This is a genomic window from Clostridium oryzae, from assembly GCF_002029235.1.
In the GTDB taxonomy this organism is placed as follows: Bacteria; Bacillota; Clostridia; order Clostridiales; family Clostridiaceae; genus Clostridium_AE; species Clostridium_AE oryzae.
The window spans coordinates 32,192-52,878 of the sequence record NZ_MZGV01000015.1 but is presented as its reverse complement, the minus strand read 5'-3'; the positions used below and the strand labels follow the sequence as shown (position 1 = coordinate 52,878).

Genomic DNA, 20,687 nt, shown 5'->3' with positions numbered 1-20,687 from the left:
TTTTCCATCACTCTACTCTCTTCTCTTTACTCTTTTATCTTGTTATTGCTTCGTCAATAATTCCCCCGCCAAGACATACCTCGCCATCATAGAATACAACTACTTGACCCTTAGCTATGCCTCTTTGAGGTTTATCAAAAATCACTGTACAGCAGGCATTGTCTTTTAAATGTACTGTAACTCCCTGATCAGGTTGTCTATATCTAAACTTAGCTGTACACTTAAATTCACTAGGCATTGGTTTATTGCTTATCCAATTTAGTTCAGAAGCCTCAAGCCCATAGGAAAAAGCGGCAGGATTGTTTTCGCCTTGAACAACATATAATACGTTGTTCTTTAAATCCTTCTCCACTACAAACCAAGGTTCGCCGGTTCCTTTTCCACCAATCCCAAGTCCTTTTCTTTGACCTATCGTATAATACATAAGGCCATCATGCCTTCCAACCGTCTCCCCTGCCGGTGTTTTTATATCACCCTTTTTTGCCGGAAGATAGTTGCTTAAAAACTTCTTAAAATTTCTTTCGCCTATGAAGCAAACTCCAGTACTGTCTTTTTTGTTAGCTGTACTTAAATCATATTTATTTGCAAGTTCTCTAACCTCTTTTTTCTCTAAATTTCCTACCGGAAACATAGATTTTGATAAAGCATCTTGCCCTAGCATGCATAGAAAATAACTTTGATCCTTTCCTTGATCTATTCCTCTAAGAAGTCTATATTCTCCATCTTTGAAATCAACTCTTGTGTAATGGCCCGTGGCCATATATTCTGCACCTATTTCCATAGAATAGTCAAGAAAAGCTTTAAATTTAATCTCTTTATTACACATTACATCAGGATTAGGTGTACGTCCTTTTTTATATTCTTCAAGGAAATATGAAAATACTCTATCCCAATACTCCTTTACAAAGTTTACAGAATAGTAAGGAATATCTATTTTATCGCAGACTCTTCTAACATCATCATAATCATCTACAGCTGTACAAACACCATTTTCATCTGTTTCATCCCAGTTTTTCATAAATACTCCAACTACGTCATATCCTTGCTGTTTAAGTAAAAGTGCTGCAACAGATGAATCTACACCTCCAGACATACCAACTACTATCTTTTTGTTCTTATTTTCCATCTAAATCAACGGCCTTTCTATAAAACGTATTTTACTCTTCTTCCTTAAGCTCTTCAATCACAAATTTATCAAAATCAATATCATCAATAAAATTATTATAATCAAAAATTACTTTACGGCGTTTATTATATTCATGAACATTCACGGGAAGCCAATAGGGTCTTGCTATATCTATTTCTTTACATATTTTGTCGATACAACGTTTAAGCTTATCCTGATAACTTCCTTCTAAATTGTCCTCTACTACTAAGTCTTTAACTATTTTATTGTTTTTAATTATTCTTCCATTTATCCTAAACATTTTAGCTCCTTTTTTATTAAAATATATCACAAAATTTAAATATAATCATATCATATATTGTAATTAAAAATTAGGAGAGTGTCTATGCTATTTTACAATTATCCTGAATATGATGGTTATAGATCTGAAGAAGATGATGATTTTGAAGGACTAAATGATGTAAGCGAGGTATATGAATTAGAAACCAGTGATCTTCCGCCAGAATGTCCATATAGGCAGTTCATGCCACCTATGCCTGGATTTCCTGCTGCTAAACCGCCAACTACACCACCACCTTCAACTACACCACAAAAAGGCGGTCAGGCAAGCGTAAAGGCAGTAGATCCTGGAAGCATACGACCATGTACATTTAGATTCATATTTATTTGGCCAGAAAGAGGCCGTGGATTCTGGGCATATTTAACTTTTGTTGGAAGAAGATCGGTTTCTGGATTTAGATGGAACGGAAGAAGATGGGTATACTTTGGAATGGATTTGCGCCGCATAGAGAGTTTTCAGTGCTATTAACATTGTTTATATGAAATATATAGCATAAAAATACAAAAAAATATAGATTTATTAATCCAAGCCATGAATTTATGCTATAATAATAGTAACGTACACATATTAATTATGCGTGTAATTAACTTTTAAACTATGAAGATAATTACACGCATAATGTCATAATATACGGTATATGGTTTGAGTACTATTTTGCAACTTAATCTGTATACGAACAAATTTATGAAAGTGAGATGAATTTCAAAATGTTGAATATCGACTGGAAGGAATTAGGATTCAACTACATAAAAACCGATTACCGTTATATCTCCTATTGGAAAGATGGAAAATGGAGTGAAGGAAAACTAGTTAAAGACAATATGCTTACAATTAGTGAAGCATCACCTGCCCTGCATTATGGTCAGCAGTGTTTTGAAGGATTGAAGGCTTATAGAACAAAGGAAGGTAAGATACAACTATTTAGAGCAGATGCTAATGCTAAAAGAATGATGGCTACTTGTGATAGATTGCTTATGCCTACAGTTCCTATAGATATGTTTTTGGATGCTGCAAAAAAGGTGGTCAAGGCTAATGAAGAATATGTACCTCCATATGGCACTGGTGCTACTTTATATTTAAGACCTTTCGTTATAGGTGTTGGAGATAATATAGGTGTAAAACCTGCTACAGAATACATATTTTCTATATTCTGCATGCCTGTAGGTCCTTACTTTAAAGGTGGAATGACACCAGTTAATTTCTGTGTATCTGATTACGATAGAGCAGCTCCTAAAGGAACTGGCGGAGTAAAGGTTGGTGGAAACTATGCAGGAAGTCTTCTTCCTCATGCAGAAGCTGCTAAGAGAGGTTTTGCAGATTGCATATATCTAGATCCAGCTACTCATAAGAAAATAGAGGAAGTGGGTTCAGCTAACTTCTTTGGTATTACAAAGGATGATAAATTTGTAACTCCTGTATCTCCTTCTATTTTACCTAGTATCACTAAATATTCTCTTCTTTACTTAGCAGAACATTATTTACATATGCCTGTAGAGCAAAGAGACGTTTATATAGATAAAATTGACGAGTTTAAAGAGGCTGGTGCTTGTGGTACAGCAGCTGTTATCAGTCCTATAGGCGGTATTGAATATGAAGATAAGCTTCATGTGTTCTATAGTGAAAAAGAGGTTGGACCAATCACTAAGAAATTATATGATACATTAATAGGAATTCAGTTCGGAGATGTTAAGGCTCCAGAAGGCTGGATATTTGAAGTTGAATAGTTAAGGATTTAAAAAAACCGCTTTGGTAAATTTTATCGAAGCGGTTTTTTTTCAATAGTAGCTCTCTTCCATGATCTATTTGACTATACTAAATTTGATTTGTATGGTAATATTTATAAAGGAGGTGCGATATCAATATGGATGATAAAAAGTTTTATACGACAGGTGAAGAAATAGCTAATGCAATAACTCATGGGATAGGCAGCCTGCTCGCAATAGCTGCTCTTGTATTGCTTATAGTAAATGCTGTTCAACACGGCACTGCTTGGCATGTAGTAAGCTATAGTATCTTTGGTGCTTCTCTAGTTATTCTTTACACTGAATCGACTTTATATCATAGCATAACAAATAGAAAGGCCAAAAGAGTATTTAGAATATTCGACCACTCTTCAATATACATTTTGATTGCTGGCACCTATACTCCATTTACTTTAACTGTATTACGAGGTCCTTTAGGATGGTCTATTTTCGGTGTAATTTGGACTATGGCGGTTATAGGTATAATAATAAAGTGTAAATGGGTAGGAAAATATGATAAGATTTCTACAATCGTGTATGTGATAATGGGATGGATGATAATTATATCTATTAAGATCTTATGGTTACATATTCCGCATATATCTTTTTATATGCTGGTAATCGGAGGCGTAGCTTACACTGTGGGCGCTCTTCTTTACTCATTAAATAAAATACCATATAATCATCCAGTCTGGCACCTTTTCGTAATCGCTGGCAGTGTTTGTCACTTTTTTTCAGTCTTTTTTATTTTGTAGGAATTGTGTAACTTTGATTTAGGCCTTCTCATACTATATTAATAATACTATTTATTAAGAGGTCTAAAATGAAGGACGATTTATACAAAAAATATATAATCGATTTTCAGGTTAATCTGCTTACCTGTAAAAGTCTTGGCAAAGGACATAATGGTATAGTATATATGCTTCCTGAAAAAAAAGTGATTAAGATATGTTTTTCTGAAAAGAGTTGTCGAAACGAATACTATATTTTAAAACGGATAAATAATAATAAATATTTTCCACGAGTCTATGGTATGTCAGGTAACTATATGATTAGAGATTTTGTTGATGGAATAACATTAAAAGATTATATTAAAAAGAACGGACTTGATAAAGGTACTGCAGTAAAAGTGATTGGTCTCTTAAAAGAATTTAAAAAACTTAAGTTTAAAAAGTATGATATAAGATGTAAGGATATAATGGTAACACCAGATAACACTTTGATGGTTATAGACCCTAAAAAATGTTTTTCGAAAAGCAGAAATTATCCCCAGCATCTATGTAAAGGTCTCTATAATTTAGGTGCATTAGACATATTTTTGAATGTACTTCATGAAAATAGTCCTGAATTGTATAAAAAATGGAATGATAAAATATGCAAATATATATCTACCAGGATATGTATTTAATGAAAATTAGTTCTTATAGATAAGAGTAAGCTACAAATGAGGTGAAATTATTGCCATATATTTCGAATACAACTTACTATTACCTGTTTCTTTATTTTATAATATATTCTTTTGCTGGATGGGTATTGGAAGTTATATACTGCTATTCAGTGAATAGACGTTTAGTAAACAGGGGTTTCTTATATGGACCAGTATGTCCAATATATGGAGTTGCTGCAGTTATAGTTATTATTGTGCTATCACCGTTTAGCAACAATTATATATTATTATTTGGGGGCGGCTTAATACTTTCATCTTTGCTTGAATTTATTACAGGCTTTGTCCTAGAACATTTTTTTAAAGCAAGATGGTGGGATTACACAGATAATAAATTTAATATTATGGGATATGTATGTTTGAAGTTTTCAATTTTCTGGGCTATTATTACGGTTATTTTCATAAAATTTATCTATCCTCCTGTAGATAGATTTGTACATCTTTTGCCACATAGTTTTTTAGAGATATCCTATAATGTTCTACTTATTGTATTTGTAGTTGATATAACGGCTACGATTAATAATCTTATTCAATTTAGAAAAATATTTAATGAGCTTTATGAGCTATCATCCGAATTAAAGTGTAATATAGAAACTATGAAAAATAAGCTTGTAGATACTGCTAAAGCATCTATTTTGGAAGGAAAAATAAAATACTTAAAAGAAAGTTATGATAAGCTTATGAGTAGATCTAATTTCAAATTCAGAAGAATAATATTAGCCTTCCCTAAAGTTTCTTCAAAGAGCTTTGGTAAAATAATTGATGAAATAAAAGAAAGAATATTATAAATAAAAAGATGGCATATAATAAGCCATCTTTTTATTTATTAATTCATTTATATTCTTGTATTAATAATTAAAAATCATTTTACATCTAACATCGGGTTAAACTTTTCAAATAATTCAGGATACTTTTTCTTTAGATTGATTATATGGAAGTTACTGTCTACAAACGCTTGTATAGTAGTTCCTTTAGCTATTGGTCTCTTAGCACCTTCTTTGAATACATCATATCCAAAGATTATTTTAACAGGCGTAAGTTCTTTAATATAAGTACTTATTCTCAATCTTTCACTGTATAAAGCAGGAGATATGTATTTACAATTTGTTTCTACTAACGGCATAAACAAACCATCGCTTTCCAGTTGTTTATAGCTAAGGTCTAAACTTTCAACAAACTCATCTCTAGCAAGTTCAAACCAAACATAATAATTAGAATGATGAACTATTCCCATCTGGTCAGTTTCAGCATATCGTACTCTAATGAATGTGTCATTAATATACAAAAGTTTTATCCCCTCTCTGTGTTATCAGAATAAAGCATAGCGAGTGCATCTGCTTTCTCATTTAGTGCTCTGTTATAAACACTGTTTCTAATGGATGATGAACTGCTTCTAAAATATTCATTAACTTTTTCTTTTTCATTATATATGCCATTAATTAAATCCGCATCTGAACCGGATGTATTAATTCTTGAGAAAATCTTAGAGACTCCACCTACTCCAAATTGTACTGCTGTAGACCAAACCACACTCTGAAGTGCTTTAGATCTAGAATTAATATCAATACCATACTGATCCTTTATCTTATCAACCGCTGCATCATAATAAGTATTTTTAACATATCTACGTTGTAAATCAAGGAAACCTGCTCTATCCTTATCAGCGAGATATCTCCAAGCAGAATCAAAATTTGACCCAAAGGTATTGCCATCATTAGCCTTTGCAGAGGTTAAAAAATTATAATAAGGTTCATTATTATTTTTAAGCCAACTTATAAAAGAATTAAGGGAACCCTTATTAGCTGAAAATTGCCAAGCACCATAAGATTTTCCGCCGCTATCGCCAGAGTTATTGGCAATAGTACCAGGATTACCGTTAGATTCATATTTTGCAGACAACGCTCCTAATTCATCTGAAGTTACACTACTACTAGGAGAAGTAGAATTTGCATTAAGTGTACTATATAATAATCTATTTAAATCATAATTACTATTAGAATATAATAGATTAGAATAATTATTATAACCTTGATTTGAAACTAACGAAGAAAGAAGACTACTATAACCACCGTAACCGCTGCTATCACTACTGCTGCTGGTAGACATACTATTTAGCATAGTTTGTAATACATTTTCAAATATAAGTGTATTAAGTGCATTTTGAGCATTTGAAGCATTAACTGAAGAACTTCCAGCAGAATTTAGACTTGAAGCTATTCCAGTATTTCCATATGAGTACGAATTATTTAATAAACTGTTCAACATACTGGCATTAACACCAGTGCTATTAAAATAATTATCCAAAATCTCACCCCTTTGTTATATAACGAACATTTCGATATATTAATTATACCATTTAAATGTAAAATAATCCATAAAAGTGTTGAATTATATCAAAATTTACTTTAAATTTATATACTTCGAGATCTGAATAAAAAGTTTCTTAGCTGCAGGAACTGCTGTCTGACTTGCATAGTAGGTTTTGGGATTAGGCTCATCAACTGACACTATCAGCGTTATTTTAGGGTCGTTGTACGGTGCCATTCCTGCAAAGGACGATATATATGTATGATTCTTATAGCCTCCTGTTTTAGCATCTACCTTACGTGCTGTTCCTGTCTTGCCAGCTACAGGTATACCTTTTATTATTGTAGCTTTTGCTGTACCTTCTTTTACGACTCTGCGAAGGTACTTTCTCAGCTTTTTAGTATTTTCTGGACTCATTATTGTTTTACGATCATAATTATCATATGACTTATCTATGACATTTTTTTCATTATTGTTATAATGTCCTATGTTTTTCATAACGTGAGGAGTTATCCATGTACCACCGTTAGCTATAGCATTAAAAGCTGCTATGTATTGAACCTGTGTAACAGCAATACCTTGTCCGTATGACATTGTTGCAGTATCAATTTGTCTCGCACTATCCTGATCTTTTATTATTCCTGAACTTTCACCAGGTAAATCTATCCCTGTCTTTTTACCAAAGCCTGCGTTTTTCGCAAAAGAAAATATCTGATTTTTTCCAAGTTTTTTAGACAACTCTACAAATCCTACATTACAAGAATTCTTTATAATATCTGAGAATGTTTCAATTCCATGGGCTTTATTATCATCACAATGAAGTACTTCTCCACCGACTTTTATTGTTCCATTACAAACAAATCTTAATTTGCTTGTATCAAGATTGCTTTCAAGTGCAGCTGCAGCTGTTATAGCTTTGAAAATTGAACCTGGTTCAAACACATCTGAAACTGATTTTGTCTTCCAAATGTTCTGAAGCTGCGAAATAGTTTTACCGTTACCAGAAGGATCATTAAGGTTATAATCAGGTTTACTTGTCATAGCTAGAATCTCACCGTTTTTAGGGTTTGCAACTATAATGTTTACATTTTTTGCTCCTGTTTTTCTTAAAGTTTCTTTTGCTACTGTTTCAACAATATATTGTATTCTGTTATCTATTGTCAGTGTTATATTTTTTCCATTTATGGCCGGTACTTCTTGATTGCTTGTATAGGGTAAATTATTTTTATGCCTATCCGATTCAATAACTTCTACTCCATCTTTACCTGATAAAATATTATTATAAGTGAGTTCAACTCCGCTTATACCGTTTCCCTGCTGATTAGTGCTTCCTAAAACTGAAGATAAAAATGAATTGTTGGGATAATATCTCTCTGAATCTTGAGAAATTATAATGCCAAGCACACCATTATCTTTTACTAAAGCTTTTATCTTGTCTATAGTATCTTTATCAACTTTTCTTTTTATTCCTGTAAAACTAACCAACTCATTTTTAGAGTTCCTTTTAGTCAGCAGTTTTAACATAGCTCCTTTTTTTACGTCAAGAATTCTAGAAAATTCATCATTAAAATCGCTTAAACCGATTTTATTTCTGCTGAGACTGCCATTTAATGTTTTTATATCTGCATCAACTCTATATACATCGCTGCTGACTGCTAGTACCCTTCCGCTGCTATCAAAGATATCTCCCCTTTTAGCCGGTAATGATACCGTTTTAAACCATTGATTGTCTGCTAAACTTTTATATTGCTTACCATTAAACAGAATTATATACGTTATTTTACCAAATAACGCAATGTATATTAAGGTAAGTGCAAAATATACAACAAAAAGTCTATGTCTTTTTACTTTCGGTTTATTTTTCTTTGTTAATTTCAACAGAATCACCCTTGACAATATGTCTTTCTAAATTTTATTATAAATCATTTTCATGCATCGTAATCTTATCTTTAGCATCGGTCCCATTAGTCACTAAAACGCTCCATATATCAGGTTTAGCTTTGTAAATTAAAATATACAAGCCTATACCTGCTATAACTCCCCAAAATACATCTATTATTGAATGTTGTTTTATTAAAACCGTAGAAGCACAAATTAAAAGCATTGTTATAAGCGATATAACACGTATTACCTTTTTGCTCTTGAGTAACTGGCAATTTTCTAATGAGCAGAATACTCCAATGCTTAACATGACATGAAGACTGGGAGTCACATTAGTTGGTGTATCAAGGCTATATATGGTTTTAATCATGCTTGAAAAAATATCATTACTAGCTATGACAGGTCTCAAATTCTGCCTAGTCGGATACAATATAAACGCTGTAATTCCTACAAGCATTCCTAACGTAAGAAAAGTAACGAGCTTATAGTAGTCAACAACTGAATATAGGCCTAAAAACAATATCGCTACAGCTATATAGATGTACCATGTTATGTAAGGTACAACCGCTTCTTTTACAAACGGTATATAGGAATCCAGACTTGAATAAACAAGTTTAGTATATTTAATGTGCTTTTCGCATAGACCAAAAAGCATACCGGTTATTCCATACAATAATAGCATTGAAAAATGCTTGTATTTATAGTAAATTTCGTTATTTATATTAACCATATTGACTCCCTTCCAGATCTCAATTCCATCCTTTTAACCCCCTAATACTCTTGAAACAAGTATAGCATATTTTATGTAATCTGTCTAAGCACATTTTATTAATCAAACTTATATATAACTATATATTTAACTATATATTTAACCTAGTATTGGCGTATGATACATACCTTTGTCTTTTTATGTTGAAAAATTATTCAGTTGATGGTATTCTGTTTTTAGCTTAATAATTGCTTTTTTAGCCAATTATTAAGCACATTATTTAGGGGGCTTGATATTAATTGAATATGAAATTCATTAGAAAACTTCCATCTGCTAAGCAGATAAGAGAGGAAATACCTGTTCCGGAAAATCTCAAAGATGTGAAGGAAAAAAGAGATTTAGAAATAAGAAACGTATTTACAAATAACGATGACAGATTCATTCTTGTCATAGGTCCTTGCTCAGCAGATCATGAAGATCCTGTGTGTGAATATGTAGAAAAACTTGCAAAGCTGCAGGAAAAAGTCAAGGATAAAATATTAATAATTCCTAGAGTATATACTAATAAGCCACGCACAACAGGTGAAGGTTATAAAGGCATGATGCATCAGCCAGATCCTAACAAAGCACCGAATGTAGCTGAAGGAATAAAAGCTATAAGGAAACTGCATTTAAAAGTTCTTAGCGAAACTCATCTTGTAACTGCAGATGAAATGTTATATCCTGAAAACTACACATATTTGTCTGATCTTTTGGGTTATGTAGCAATTGGGGCTCGATCCGTAGAAGATCAGCAACATAGAATGATAGTAAGCGGCATGAATGTACCTGCAGGTATGAAAAATCCTACATCTGGTAATCTTTCTGTTATGCTCAACTCAGTAGTCGCAGCACAAATGGGACACGATTTCGTATATGCTGGATATGAGGTCAGAACTTCTGGAAATCCTTTGGCACATACAATTCTCAGAGGTGCAGTAGATTCTTATGGCAGAAACATTCCTAACTACCATTATGAAGATTTGCAGCTATTAGCTCAATCATATGCCAAAAGAGATCTAGAAAATCCAGCTGTTATTATAGATACTAATCACTCAAATTCAATGAAAAAGTTTGCTGAACAGCCTAGAATAGCTAAAGAGATTATTAACAGCAGAAAGTGGGACTCAAATCTTAAAAAGTTTATAAAGGGATTGATGATAGAAAGCTATCTTGTAGAAGGCAGGCAGGATATTTCAGATAATAATATATATGGTAAGTCGATAACAGATCCTTGCCTAGGATGGGAAGATACTGAAAACTTAATATATTATATTGCAGAGAATGTATAAAGAGTAAAGATAATTAAAAATGGTTACACCTTAAAGATTATTTAGGCCTTTAACCAAGTGGAACTAGCCGACATAGGGTGTAACCATTTTTAAAATTTCATGCATTCTTCTCCTATTATCTTTATCCCCTTTTCAAGCTCCTCATAGGAATTTCTTGAAAAACTTAATCTCAATGCATTTTTAGCTGGATTCTCCACATAAAATACATCCCCCGGCATAAAAAGTACACCTCGCTTATAGCAATTTTCCAAAAGCTTATGGGAATCAATATTTTTAAGCTTTATAAATACATATAAACCGCCTTCCCCACTAATATATTCCCATGGAAGATACTTTTTAATAAGTTTTATCGTATATTGACATTTATCACCATATATATTTCTTATTTTCTTAATATATTTTTCATAGCTGCCACTCTGCATATAATGATAAAGAATACCTTGATCTAAAAATGATGTATGAATGTTTTTAGCTCTTTTTACGCTTTGCAGCATATCTATTAACACTTCATCTCCAAATATCCACCCTATTCTCATACCTGGAAATAAAATCTTTGAAAAACTGCCGATATATATTACAGAGTTTTCCTTACCACTTACAGCCACCATTGGCGCTATATGAGAAGAATGATGCTGCAATTCCTCACTAAAACCATCCTCAACTATTGGAACATTATGCTGTTTAAATACATCATACAGTTCTTTTCTTCTATCATAGCTTATACTTATACCTGTGGGATTATGATAAGATGGAATTAGATACGCTAATTTGAACTGGCATTTGAGCAATTCACTTTCCAGTGCTGAAACATCCATACCGTTTTCATCCATATTTACACCGTGAATATCCAGTCCATGAAGGCGCATTTGCTTTATAGCTGTATTATGAGTAGGATTTTCACATAATACCTTATCTCCAGCACTAGTAAGAGAATCTAAAACTAGATCAAACCCTTCAGTAAAACCATTAGTGATAATTACAGATTTATTTTCTAAAGCAGCGCCAATCTTTTTCATATATTCCATTATAAAATTAATTAATGGCCGATACCCTTTTGCATATCCGTAATTTAGAATTTTGTTACCTTCCACCCCCATAAGATCCATAAAGGAACGTTTAATTTCATCTATATCAAAAAGGTTTTCGTCAGGAGCAATGGATTTAAATGATATCATTCCTTTTTTATAAGGCATTCCATTTTTCATCAAGTCAAGATCTTCAGTATCATAAGCATACTGATTGAATTTTTCTTTCCAATCTATATTCCACTCATTATTTAATTTGATCTTCTTAGGTGATACAAATGTTCCCTTTCCATTCAATGTATAAATAAAGCCACTGCTTTCAAGGCATTCAAAGGCAGTTATTACAGTGGATCTTGAAACGCCAAGAAGCCTTCCCATCTCTCGAGTGGAAGGCAACTTGCTATGAGCTGGAAGCATATTAGTCTCGATCATCTCTTTTATAGCATCAAATATTTGTATATATATTGGTTTTTCCGAATCGGTATTTATATGAAAAAACATAAATCTCTCCCAACCATTTGATCAAAATATGATATAAACTATTTTCTTAATGAGCAATCAATAACTTTATCTAGAAGTTTTGGGAAATCAATACCTACAGCTTTTGCACTTTTGGGTACAAGACTGTTAGCTGTCATACCTGGTAGAGTATTTACTTCTAGAGCATAAAATTCATCATCTTTTATAAGAAAATCTATTCTACTATAAACTTCAAGGTTAAATAATTTCCAACACTTTTTAGCGATTACCTTCAGCTTATCATCCAAATGCTTAGGAAGCTCGCCTACTACCTCTTTAGTGCCATTATCATAATATTTTGACTGGTAATCAAAGAATTCTTCACTGGGATTGATGAATATTGTAGGAAGAATTTCTCCATCTAACATAGAACAAGTTATTTCTTGTCCTTTTATATATTCTTCAATCAAAACATTTTTGTCATATTTAAAGCTTTCTTCTAGCGCTGCTTTTAATTCCTTCTCATCCTTTACAAGGAAAATACCTATACTTGATCCACCGTTATTAGGTTTTACAACAAGGGGATACCCAAATTTCTTTAACTTATCCATTGGTAGTTCATCCTCTGGTGTTACCATAACCCAGTCAGCTGTCTTCACACCTTCAGATAAAAATATCTTTTTGCTTAAATTTTTGTCCATGCATAATGCACTAGTAAGAACACCGCAGCCATTATAGGGAATACCCTTTGTCTCTAATACGGCTTGTATTTTTCCGTCTTCACCAAACTTACCGTGAAGTGCAATAAACGCAAAATCTATATCCTTTATTTTTTCAAAAACATCTTCTTCTTTTTCTATTAAAATTTCTTTAACTTCATATTTATTTTTGTCGATATTCGCTATTATCTCTCTTCCGCTCAATATCGATATTTCTTTTTCAGAAGAAATTCCTCCATCTATAACACCTATTCTCATATAAACCTCCAAATTTTATAATTAATATCTTTAATACTATTCTAATGGATATTAACCATTAACATAATACCCACTATTTTTATTTTTTTGCTTTATAGTGGTATGGTGGTTAAAACAAGTGGTATATGTAAGGTAAAATTATCCCTGTCGGCAAAAATAGATATTATGAGTATCATAATATTCTGCATATTTAATAATATAATATATAAATTAATATTTGTAAAACCTTTTTCGTTGATATTTTATAATATTTATAGTATTATATTATCAAAATAATAACGTTTTATAAATATATTTAGGAGTGTGATTGTCATGGATAAAAAGATAAGTAAAATTGAAATTATTGCCCGTCCAAGTAAATTTCAAGAATTAAAAGAAGCGTTGAATAAAATAGGCGTAACTGGAATGACAGTTTCAAACGTGCAGGGTTGTGGTATGCAAAAAGGCTACAAAGAGTTCTACCGTGGCAACGAACTTGAAATAAATTTAATTCCTAAAGTTAAAGTTGAAGTTGTTGTGTGTGAAATACCAGTAGAAACCGTCGTTGAAACCGCAAAGAAGGTCCTAAAGACAGGACAAATCGGAGACGGAAAAATATTTGTTTACGATGTTACTAATGTAATAAGAGTAAGAACCGGTGAAGAAGGCTGGGATGCACTACAAGATAAAGAGTAGATAAAAAAGAGTAGGAAGTGATTTCCGTCGGCTGGAAAATGCCTCCTCCAACCACTTCCTACCCTATGCCTACTCTATGCATTTACAAAGCATTATTTTCTATATTACTTCTCCCAAATTATTTTTCTTGTTTATTTGTTTATTAGTATTTTCTTAAGAGCTATCTTCATATTACTTCGTATATATATAGTCACATCCTTTTAACAATACATACAATTTATTCATACACAGTTGAAAATTATTCACAATTGGCAAAAATCATAATTTCCTATTCTTTGTAAAAATGGTATAGAGTTTTCTATTTAAATTTTTCTAAAGCTTTCCAAGGAATCTTTCACTTCGTCTATTGGAAGGTTTCCTTTTTCTAGGACAGTTTCAGGTAGGGTAAGAAGTTTTTCGTAAAACTTCTCTCCTTCTTCTTTAATAAAGTCTGATTCTTTATTTTGTTCTCTCATCTCGAAAAGATAATCTTCTGCCTTATCAAATCTTGTAATAGCCTCATAATATTTAAAGATTAGATATTTACAATCTAAAGGTATTTCATATTCAGAAATAACATTAATAATTTCATCTATATCATCCAAACATAAATCAATAGCTGTTTCAAAATCTGAAAGTAACGCATTAATTAGAATTTCTGCACTTTTAACACTCTGACTTAATGCACTAACTTCATCACCTTGGATGCTGCATAGGTATGCATGAACTTTAAGTAATTTTCCTGTGACAACTAAATTCACAGTTTCAGGAGATTCATAAGCTCCTATAAATTTCATTAGATCGCTGTATGACAGATTTATCGCCATACTAGAATTTATGCCCATAAGCTTTCGGTAAGCTTTATTTAAAGTATCCCAGCTTTTTATGATTTCATCTTTATTAGTGTAATCTAAAATAGTTGTCAATACACGAGATAACTCTTTAAGTTTTTCAGTTAATATATCATTTTTTATCATAATTGTGCACCACCCTTTTTAAACGCAACATCGCTTAGTCTATTTATATTATTATAGTATAAATATTATTTTACGTAAAGTTAGAAAAGTGCAAAGAAAAAAGTGAATGTAAGTTTTGCAAATACATAGAGTCGATATAGATATAAGTGCTTGATGAATGTATTTTCCAGCCGACGGAAATCACTTCCTACCATTTTTTATTTAACATCTTGCAAAATATTAAGATTTGATATAATATAAACTATAGTTTATTACATAAGCAAATGTTAAGAGGTGTGATTATGACAAACAGAGAAAAGGAGATATTAAAATTAATTAAGGATGACCCTTTAATTTCTCAGCAACAGCTTGCAGATATACTCGGTATTACTCGTTCTTCCGTAGCAGTACATATAACTAACCTTCTGAAAAAGGGATATATCAAAGGAAAAGGCTATATTGTAACTGAATCCCCATACATCACTGTAATAGGAGGTTCAAATATTGATATACAGGGATTCCCTAATAATAAGATGATTTTTAAGGATTCGAATCCTGGAAAAGTTAAAATTTCATTAGGCGGTGTAGGAAGGAATATTGCGGAAAATATCGTTCGTTTAGGTATAGACACGAAATTGATATCTGTAATCGGCAGCGACATTTATGGCAGCAAGATAATTGAGGATGCAAAACTGATAGATTTGGATGTAAGTCAATGCATGATTTTAGAAGGGTTCCCTACCTCTACTTATTTATCAATGCTTGATGAAAAAGGCGACATGATTACAGCCGTAAATCAGATGGATATATTTGAAAAAATGGATATCCCTTTTATAAAAAAGAAAAAAAACATAATAAACAATTCTAAATTGTGTGTAATAGATACAAATCTACCTAAACAGGTTATAGAATATATAGTTACTAATTTTACTAACACAAAATATTTTTTGGACACGGTATCTTCTGCTAAGGCTTTAAAAGTAAAAGATATAATTGGTAAATTTCATACTATTAAACCTAATAAAATAGAAGCTGAGATGCTGTCTGGAATTAAAATATCATCTTTGAATGACGCTTGGAAAGCATCAAAATACTTTTTGGGTCAAGGTGTTAAAAGAGTATTTATATCATTAGGTGATGAGGGTTTGTTCTATAATGATGGTATAACGCAAAAACACATATCAAATTTCAAAGTAAATGTAATCAATACTACTGGTGCTGGGGATGCTTTTGTAGCAGCTTTATCTTATTGCTATTGCAATGACTATGATATTGATAAAACCGCTGTAATGGCAATGGCTGCATCAGTATTAGCACTTTCTCATGAGGACACAATAAATCCCAGTATGTCAGTAGAAAATATAAATAAAATAATTAAGGAGCTGAACTTATGTTAGAAAAATATCTTGTAATTAATGATGCAGTAAAGGAAGCTATAGAAAGCGGCAAACCTGTTGTGGCACTTGAATCAACAATTATATCCCATGGTATGCCTTACCCTAAAAATGTGGAAACTGCATTGAATGTTGAAAAAATAATCAGAGAAAATGGTGCCATACCTGCAACTATAGCTATTTTAAATGGTAAGCTGAAGGTTGGCCTTACTGCTGATGAAATAGAGTACCTTGGAAAAGCTGAGGGTGTAATAAAAACAAGCAGAAGAGATATACCATTTATAGTTGCTAGAAAGGCAAATGGAGCTACTACTGTAGCATCAACTATGATAATTGCTGCAATGGCAGGAATTAAAGTATTCGCAACTGGCGGTATAGGCGGTGTACATAGAGAAGCACAACAAACATTTGATATTTCTGCGGATCTAGAAGAACTTGCTAAAACAAATGTAGCTGTTGTATGCGCTGGTGCTAAATCAATACTTGATTTGGGATTGACTCTTGAATATCTTGAAACTAAAGGAGTACCTGTTATTGGCTATAAAACTGAAGAACTTCCAGCTTTTTATACAAGAGAAAGCGGATTTAAGGTTGATTATAGAGTTAACAGCCCTTTGGAACTTGCTGAAGCTCTTAAAGCAAAATGGGAGCTAGGACTTCAAGGCGGTGCTGTCATAGCTAACCCTATTCCAGAGGAATTTTCCATGGATCTTACGACTATAAATTTAGCAATAGAAAAAGCTTTATCGGAAGCTAAGACAAAAGGAATTAAAGGAAAGGAAACCACTCCATTTCTTCTTGCTAAGGTAAAAGAACTTACTGGAGGAGAAAGCTTAGAATCTAATATACATCTAGTTTATAATAATGCTAAATTAGGTGCACAGTTTGCCCTAGAACTATCAAAACTATAATCATGAAAAACAAAGAAAAAAAACATGAATGCAAAAAAAATTTTAACTAATAAACCCTTTATCATTATTATTGTTGTGCTGCTGACTACAAGAACCATTAAAGGCAAATGATCGCTGATCATTTGCCTTTAACTAACAATTTTTAATATACTCCAAATACATTTTAGCAATATCAATATTTGAATTTTTATATAAAGTTCTGCTGCCTACTACATCTTCAATTTCATTTAAAATAAAATTACCCTGTATGTCAAAGATAAAATCTATGCCAACCATTCCAAATTCAAATTTTTCTATTATTTTATGTATTAATTCTTTTTGCTTTTCATTAAGTTCATATAGTCTAGCGCTGCCTCCTAATGAAAAATTGGCTCTGAAATCATCATCTGAACTTCTTAATATAGCAGCTATTATTTGTCTTCCAATAACGAAAACTCTTACGTCCCTTCCTGGGACTTCGCCCATTTTCTGGACAATAATATCATCCTCAATAGAATCAGTTATTTCCATTAGCTGCTTCATATCATCGGCCTTAAAAACCTGTTTGCCTCCCCTTCCTGATACAGCTTTAACTACTACTGGAAAGTCAAATTTCATATTGCCAGTTATATAATCTCCTTTTGAAAAGAAATAGGTATCCATCATTGGAATATGGAAACTAGCCATATACTGATGAAGCAGAGCTTTATTATTGCATATACGGGAAGTAAAAGAGTTATTGAATACTTTAACTCCCATTTTTTCTATTTGCTCTGTAAACATAGGAGCCATATCTCTCATGATAACAAAATCACGCATCTTTTCAATACATCCCTTATAGGCTACAAAATGAACATTATCTTTAATTCCAAAAGCAAAGTCCTCTCTATATCTCAACTGTAAGTCCATGTCTAGCTTTTCTGCATCTGAAAGCATTATTTTAATAAAACCCTCATTTCTTATAGCTTCACTTTTAGTATATATTAACCAGCCTGTCTTATTCATTTCTCAACCTCCATGTCATTAATTATGTACTTAAGTATATGCTCTGCTACATCCACACCAGTACAGTCATATATATTTTTCATATGTGCATTAGAATTAATTTCACAGACAATAGGTTCTCCATTAGGACCAAAAAGTAAGTCAACTCCAGCAAAAGCAGAGCCTGTAAGCTCACAGCATTTTATTGCTAGAGCTTTTTCAGCTTCTGTGGGATCATAATGCTGCATTCTGCCTCCCGCACTTATATTTGCTCTAAAATCATCTTCTGATGTACGCAGCATAGCTGCAACTACTTGTCCACCAACAACATTTAGACGTATGTCTTTTCCGTAGCTTGAATTTATAAATTTCTGAAAAACATAAGGTTTATTCCCTAATTCTTGAATTTTGTTTATTAACTCGGTGCGGTTATTAATCATATAAACTTGGGCACCAAATGAACCAAAGCACTCCTTAATAATCATTGGAAAACCAAGAAAACTGATAATATAGTCATAGGTTGAAAAGTCTTCAACCTTTATATATACTTTCGGTGCTATTATTGTATCCGGCATTTTTATGTGGTTGTTCGAAAGGACTTCGTAGGTTAACCCTTTATCATCACATATTTCAATAGCTTTTGAATTGTTATACAATCTCATGCCTGTCTTTTCAAGATGCCTTGCAAGAGCTATATCCTTATCCCAGAAAATAACGAAATCAGGATGCGCATTTTTATACTTGCCCTCTATTACTGCTTCTCCATTCTTAACCGCTGTCAATAATTCGTTATTCTTTACCATTTCAGCTTCAATACCTTCTTTTTCTGCTACATCTTTAAAATGCTGAACCTGACTAGTGAACTTATCTATATTTAAATTTCCGTTATAAACAATCCATGCAGTATATTTTTTCACTTATTTATCACCTCTTATAAATAAATTACGAACCAAATGCTCTAGACGGAATAGTCTAGGGAAAGTGCATTAAATAGGTATGAGAGTTAAGAGTAAAGAGAAAAGAGAAAAGTGAAGGTTAAAATTCAGCCATGCTGAATTTTGATTGTATAGAGACTCTTAATTATTTAGATAATCCTTTTGTAATACTAGGTATAGTCTTATTTTTTAAAAAGTTATCGCCGATAATCAGATTTAAATTCTCAGAAATTCTGCCCAGCAGAATTTCTTCCTTCACTTTTCTCTCTACTCTTTACTCTTTTCTCTTACCTATTTAAAGCATACACTAACTACTAAATATTATCTTCATTTAATTCACTTTCTGGTTCGTCTTTTATTTATATTATATCATAAGCATAAACTCTTACTTTTAACTTACTGACATTTAGTAATGTACATGCACCAGCCAAAAACGTATCTTTCTATTGCTCCATCCTAGATCCCATGGTACATCCTTTCTATCTGTATTATGGCAGGTTACTAATGAATAACCTCTTGAATCAGCACTACTGACCGTGGAAATATGTGTTACATCTCCTTTTTTTTCATAAGCTACAAAGTCACCAGGAAGCAGTTTATAAGAAGCTTTATATACTCTGTCGTAGCTTCCATATGCTATTAACGAAGCTCTTCCGCTGTTGAGCATATAATTCTTAAATCTATCTGCATTTACCCAAGCACCAGTAGCACCTGATTTGTCATAATTCCAAGCAGAATTTTTTCTGAATTTTCCGCCTTCGAAAAGAATCTGTGATGCAAAATTAGCACAATCTCCGCCCATATAGTTATAGTTTCTATACTTCCTATTATATTTATATCCGTCCTTCTCCTCTGAAGCTGCACCACAATACTTATATGCATATTCCATCGCATTCATTCTTCTCGCAGGAATAGCAGAAAAATCTCGACGTTCTTGACTTAAAATGTATTGTTTTACTGCTTCTTTTTTAGAATTATCTGCATCTAATGAATCTGCGAAAGGATCTTTATACCACTCCTTTGTAATTACTAAAAAACCGCCCTCATTCATAAGCTGTAATGTATGATGAGTTCCTATCCTAAAGGTATTGATTTCTTCTGGTCTATCTTCATATATATATTTGTATTCAGTACTGTTTAACAGATTTATTGAATATTTATTATCACTTCTTTTTCTTATTCTTCTTATTACTAAATTAGGTTTAATCTCAATAAACTTCACACCCTGTCTCTGTTCCCAGTTAATTATATATTGAAGCTTTTTTCTTTCGTATTCGAAAGCCCAAGTACCATATTTTGTTTTTAAATCATATATAGACTTAATCAATTCCAGATCTTTTGTTATTATTGCGTCGTTTCTATTCTTAAATATATCTTTTACAGCTTCAGCTATTTCGCTGGTATCTTCTGCTTGCTCTTCAATACTATATACTTTTATACATCGTATATTGCTAATAAGCATAGCAATGATTAATACTATTTTTATAACATATTTGAATTTATCAGTATAATATTTCAAGTAAACACCTCCTA

21 protein-coding genes are annotated in these 20,687 nt (G+C 32.2%); 9 read left to right on the top strand and 12 right to left on the bottom strand.

The genetic code is table 11. The features are described 5' to 3' along the window. Positions 1 to 34: 34 nt before the first annotated feature. Together mnmA and CLORY_RS08970 are read right to left on the bottom strand one after the other, a co-directional pair. Positions 35 to 1,126, bottom strand: a complete 1,092-nt coding sequence (gene mnmA, locus CLORY_RS08975) for a tRNA 2-thiouridine(34) synthase MnmA (protein ID WP_079423438.1) — start codon at positions 1,124 to 1,126, stop codon at positions 35 to 37. 31 nt (positions 1,127 to 1,157) lie between these two features. Continuing rightward, positions 1,158 to 1,427 (bottom strand): hypothetical protein, encoded by a 270-nt coding sequence (locus tag CLORY_RS08970; RefSeq protein ID WP_079423435.1) that lies wholly within the window; start codon positions 1,425 to 1,427, stop codon positions 1,158 to 1,160. Positions 1,428 to 1,511: 84 nt separating this feature from the next. Here CLORY_RS08970 and CLORY_RS23030 point away from each other — a divergent pair, with 84 nt between their 5' ends. The 5 genes from CLORY_RS23030 (at position 1,512) to CLORY_RS08945 (ending at position 5,440) form a co-directional block, all read left to right on the top strand. Further along, a complete protein-coding gene (locus CLORY_RS23030) occupies positions 1,512 to 1,934 on the top strand; it encodes a hypothetical protein (protein WP_242954378.1) in 423 nt (140 codons plus the stop codon). 227 nt (positions 1,935 to 2,161) lie between these two features. Next, complete coding sequence (locus CLORY_RS08960; protein ID WP_079423433.1) at positions 2,162 to 3,190, top strand: branched-chain amino acid aminotransferase; 1,029 nt, start codon at positions 2,162 to 2,164, stop codon at positions 3,188 to 3,190. Between the two features lie 137 nt (positions 3,191 to 3,327). Further along, the gene (gene trhA / locus CLORY_RS08955) at positions 3,328 to 3,963 is read left to right on the top strand and encodes a PAQR family membrane homeostasis protein TrhA (RefSeq protein WP_079423430.1); all 636 of its coding nucleotides are present in this window, start codon (positions 3,328 to 3,330) and stop codon (positions 3,961 to 3,963) included. 68 nt (positions 3,964 to 4,031) lie between these two features. Beyond that, complete coding sequence (locus CLORY_RS08950; protein WP_079423428.1) at positions 4,032 to 4,616, top strand: protein kinase; 585 nt, start codon at positions 4,032 to 4,034, stop codon at positions 4,614 to 4,616. Positions 4,617 to 4,657: 41 nt separating this feature from the next. Beyond that, complete coding sequence (locus CLORY_RS08945; RefSeq protein WP_079423426.1) at positions 4,658 to 5,440, top strand: putative ABC transporter permease; 783 nt, start codon at positions 4,658 to 4,660, stop codon at positions 5,438 to 5,440. 74 nt (positions 5,441 to 5,514) lie between these two features. On the opposite strand, the gene CLORY_RS08940 is transcribed toward CLORY_RS08945, so the two are convergent. From CLORY_RS08940 to CLORY_RS08925, 4 genes are all read right to left on the bottom strand, one after another. Continuing rightward, on the bottom strand, positions 5,515 to 5,937 hold the full coding sequence (locus CLORY_RS08940) for an acyl-CoA thioesterase (RefSeq protein ID WP_079423424.1): 423 nt from the start codon (positions 5,935 to 5,937) through the stop codon (positions 5,515 to 5,517). A 5-nt stretch (positions 5,938 to 5,942) separates the two neighbouring features. Further along, complete coding sequence (locus tag CLORY_RS08935) at positions 5,943 to 6,956, bottom strand: VgrG-related protein (protein WP_079423422.1); 1,014 nt, start codon at positions 6,954 to 6,956, stop codon at positions 5,943 to 5,945. 96 nt (positions 6,957 to 7,052) lie between these two features. Further along, positions 7,053 to 8,837 carry a peptidoglycan D,D-transpeptidase FtsI family protein gene (locus CLORY_RS08930; protein WP_139376007.1) on the bottom strand — a complete coding sequence of 595 codons (1,785 nt, stop codon included), beginning with the start codon at positions 8,835 to 8,837 and terminating at the stop codon, positions 7,053 to 7,055. 37 nt (positions 8,838 to 8,874) lie between these two features. Next, positions 8,875 to 9,570 (bottom strand): phosphatase PAP2 family protein, encoded by a 696-nt coding sequence (locus CLORY_RS08925; RefSeq protein WP_079423418.1) that lies wholly within the window; start codon positions 9,568 to 9,570, stop codon positions 8,875 to 8,877. A 278-nt stretch (positions 9,571 to 9,848) separates the two neighbouring features. Between CLORY_RS08925 and CLORY_RS08920 the strand changes: the two genes are divergently transcribed. Further along, complete coding sequence (locus CLORY_RS08920; RefSeq protein ID WP_079423416.1) at positions 9,849 to 10,880, top strand: 3-deoxy-7-phosphoheptulonate synthase; 1,032 nt, start codon at positions 9,849 to 9,851, stop codon at positions 10,878 to 10,880. An 89-nt stretch (positions 10,881 to 10,969) separates the two neighbouring features. Here the strand turns inward: CLORY_RS08920 and pdxR are convergent, their stop codons facing one another. Then, complete coding sequence (gene pdxR / locus CLORY_RS08915) at positions 10,970 to 12,406, bottom strand: MocR-like pyridoxine biosynthesis transcription factor PdxR (protein ID WP_079423414.1); 1,437 nt, start codon at positions 12,404 to 12,406, stop codon at positions 10,970 to 10,972. A gap of 38 nt (positions 12,407 to 12,444) precedes the next feature. Further along, on the bottom strand, positions 12,445 to 13,341 hold the full coding sequence (locus CLORY_RS08910; RefSeq protein ID WP_079423412.1) for a D-alanine--D-alanine ligase: 897 nt from the start codon (positions 13,339 to 13,341) through the stop codon (positions 12,445 to 12,447). A 312-nt stretch (positions 13,342 to 13,653) separates the two neighbouring features. On the opposite strand from CLORY_RS08910, the gene CLORY_RS08905 reads away from it, so the two are divergent. Beyond that, positions 13,654 to 14,016: a P-II family nitrogen regulator gene (locus tag CLORY_RS08905; RefSeq protein ID WP_079423410.1), complete on the top strand. Its 363-nt coding sequence runs from the start codon at positions 13,654 to 13,656 to the stop codon at positions 14,014 to 14,016. 302 nt (positions 14,017 to 14,318) lie between these two features. Here CLORY_RS08905 and CLORY_RS08900 read toward each other — a convergent pair whose 3' ends face one another. Further along, positions 14,319 to 14,972, bottom strand: a complete 654-nt coding sequence (locus CLORY_RS08900) for a DUF6483 family protein (protein WP_079423408.1) — start codon at positions 14,970 to 14,972, stop codon at positions 14,319 to 14,321. 281 nt (positions 14,973 to 15,253) lie between these two features. Between CLORY_RS08900 and CLORY_RS08895 the strand changes: the two genes are divergently transcribed. Further along, a complete protein-coding gene (locus CLORY_RS08895; RefSeq protein WP_079423406.1) occupies positions 15,254 to 16,348 on the top strand; it encodes a PfkB family carbohydrate kinase in 1,095 nt (364 codons plus the stop codon). Then, positions 16,342 to 17,256 carry a pseudouridine-5'-phosphate glycosidase gene (locus CLORY_RS08890; RefSeq protein WP_079423404.1) on the top strand — a complete coding sequence of 305 codons (915 nt, stop codon included), beginning with the start codon at positions 16,342 to 16,344 and terminating at the stop codon, positions 17,254 to 17,256. The genes CLORY_RS08895 and CLORY_RS08890 overlap by 7 nt, the downstream gene beginning before the upstream one ends. A gap of 132 nt (positions 17,257 to 17,388) precedes the next feature. Here the strand turns inward: CLORY_RS08890 and CLORY_RS08885 are convergent, their stop codons facing one another. From CLORY_RS08885 to CLORY_RS08875, 3 genes are all read right to left on the bottom strand, one after another. Then, a complete protein-coding gene (locus CLORY_RS08885; protein ID WP_079423402.1) occupies positions 17,389 to 18,240 on the bottom strand; it encodes an ATP-grasp domain-containing protein in 852 nt (283 codons plus the stop codon). After that, positions 18,237 to 19,136, bottom strand: coding sequence for an ATP-grasp domain-containing protein (locus CLORY_RS08880; protein WP_079423400.1), 900 nt, complete (start codon positions 19,134 to 19,136; stop codon positions 18,237 to 18,239). The genes CLORY_RS08885 and CLORY_RS08880 overlap by 4 nt, the downstream gene beginning before the upstream one ends. Positions 19,137 to 19,560: 424 nt before the next feature. Next, positions 19,561 to 20,616, bottom strand: coding sequence for an amidase domain-containing protein (locus CLORY_RS08875; protein WP_079423529.1), 1,056 nt, complete (start codon positions 20,614 to 20,616; stop codon positions 19,561 to 19,563). Between the last annotated feature and the right edge of the window lie 71 nt (positions 20,617 to 20,687).

Excerpts from the sequence above, each read along its gene's own strand:
- mnmA (WP_079423438.1), bottom strand. The coding sequence starts at position 1,126 with ATGGAAAATAAGAACAAAAAGATAGTAGTTGGTATGTCTGGAGGTGTA.
- CLORY_RS08970 (WP_079423435.1), bottom strand. The coding sequence starts at position 1,427 with ATGTTTAGGATAAATGGAAGAATAATTAAAAACAATAAAATAGTTAAA.
- CLORY_RS23030 (WP_242954378.1), top strand. The coding sequence starts at position 1,512 with ATGCTATTTTACAATTATCCTGAATATGATGGTTATAGATCTGAAGAA.
- CLORY_RS08960 (WP_079423433.1), top strand. The coding sequence starts at position 2,162 with ATGAATTTCAAAATGTTGAATATCGACTGGAAGGAATTAGGATTCAAC.
- trhA (WP_079423430.1), top strand. The coding sequence starts at position 3,328 with ATGGATGATAAAAAGTTTTATACGACAGGTGAAGAAATAGCTAATGCA.
- CLORY_RS08950 (WP_079423428.1), top strand. The coding sequence starts at position 4,032 with ATGAAGGACGATTTATACAAAAAATATATAATCGATTTTCAGGTTAAT.
- CLORY_RS08925 (WP_079423418.1), bottom strand. The coding sequence starts at position 9,570 with ATGGTTAATATAAATAACGAAATTTACTATAAATACAAGCATTTTTCA.
- pdxR (WP_079423414.1), bottom strand. The coding sequence starts at position 12,406 with ATGTTTTTTCATATAAATACCGATTCGGAAAAACCAATATATATACAA.
- CLORY_RS08910 (WP_079423412.1), bottom strand. The coding sequence starts at position 13,341 with ATGAGAATAGGTGTTATAGATGGAGGAATTTCTTCTGAAAAAGAAATA.
- CLORY_RS08905 (WP_079423410.1), top strand. The coding sequence starts at position 13,654 with ATGGATAAAAAGATAAGTAAAATTGAAATTATTGCCCGTCCAAGTAAA.
- CLORY_RS08900 (WP_079423408.1), bottom strand. The coding sequence starts at position 14,972 with ATGATAAAAAATGATATATTAACTGAAAAACTTAAAGAGTTATCTCGT.
- CLORY_RS08895 (WP_079423406.1), top strand. The coding sequence starts at position 15,254 with ATGACAAACAGAGAAAAGGAGATATTAAAATTAATTAAGGATGACCCT.
- CLORY_RS08890 (WP_079423404.1), top strand. The coding sequence starts at position 16,342 with ATGTTAGAAAAATATCTTGTAATTAATGATGCAGTAAAGGAAGCTATA.
- CLORY_RS08885 (WP_079423402.1), bottom strand. The coding sequence starts at position 18,240 with ATGAATAAGACAGGCTGGTTAATATATACTAAAAGTGAAGCTATAAGA.
- CLORY_RS08875 (WP_079423529.1), bottom strand. The coding sequence starts at position 20,616 with ATGCTTATTAGCAATATACGATGTATAAAAGTATATAGTATTGAAGAG.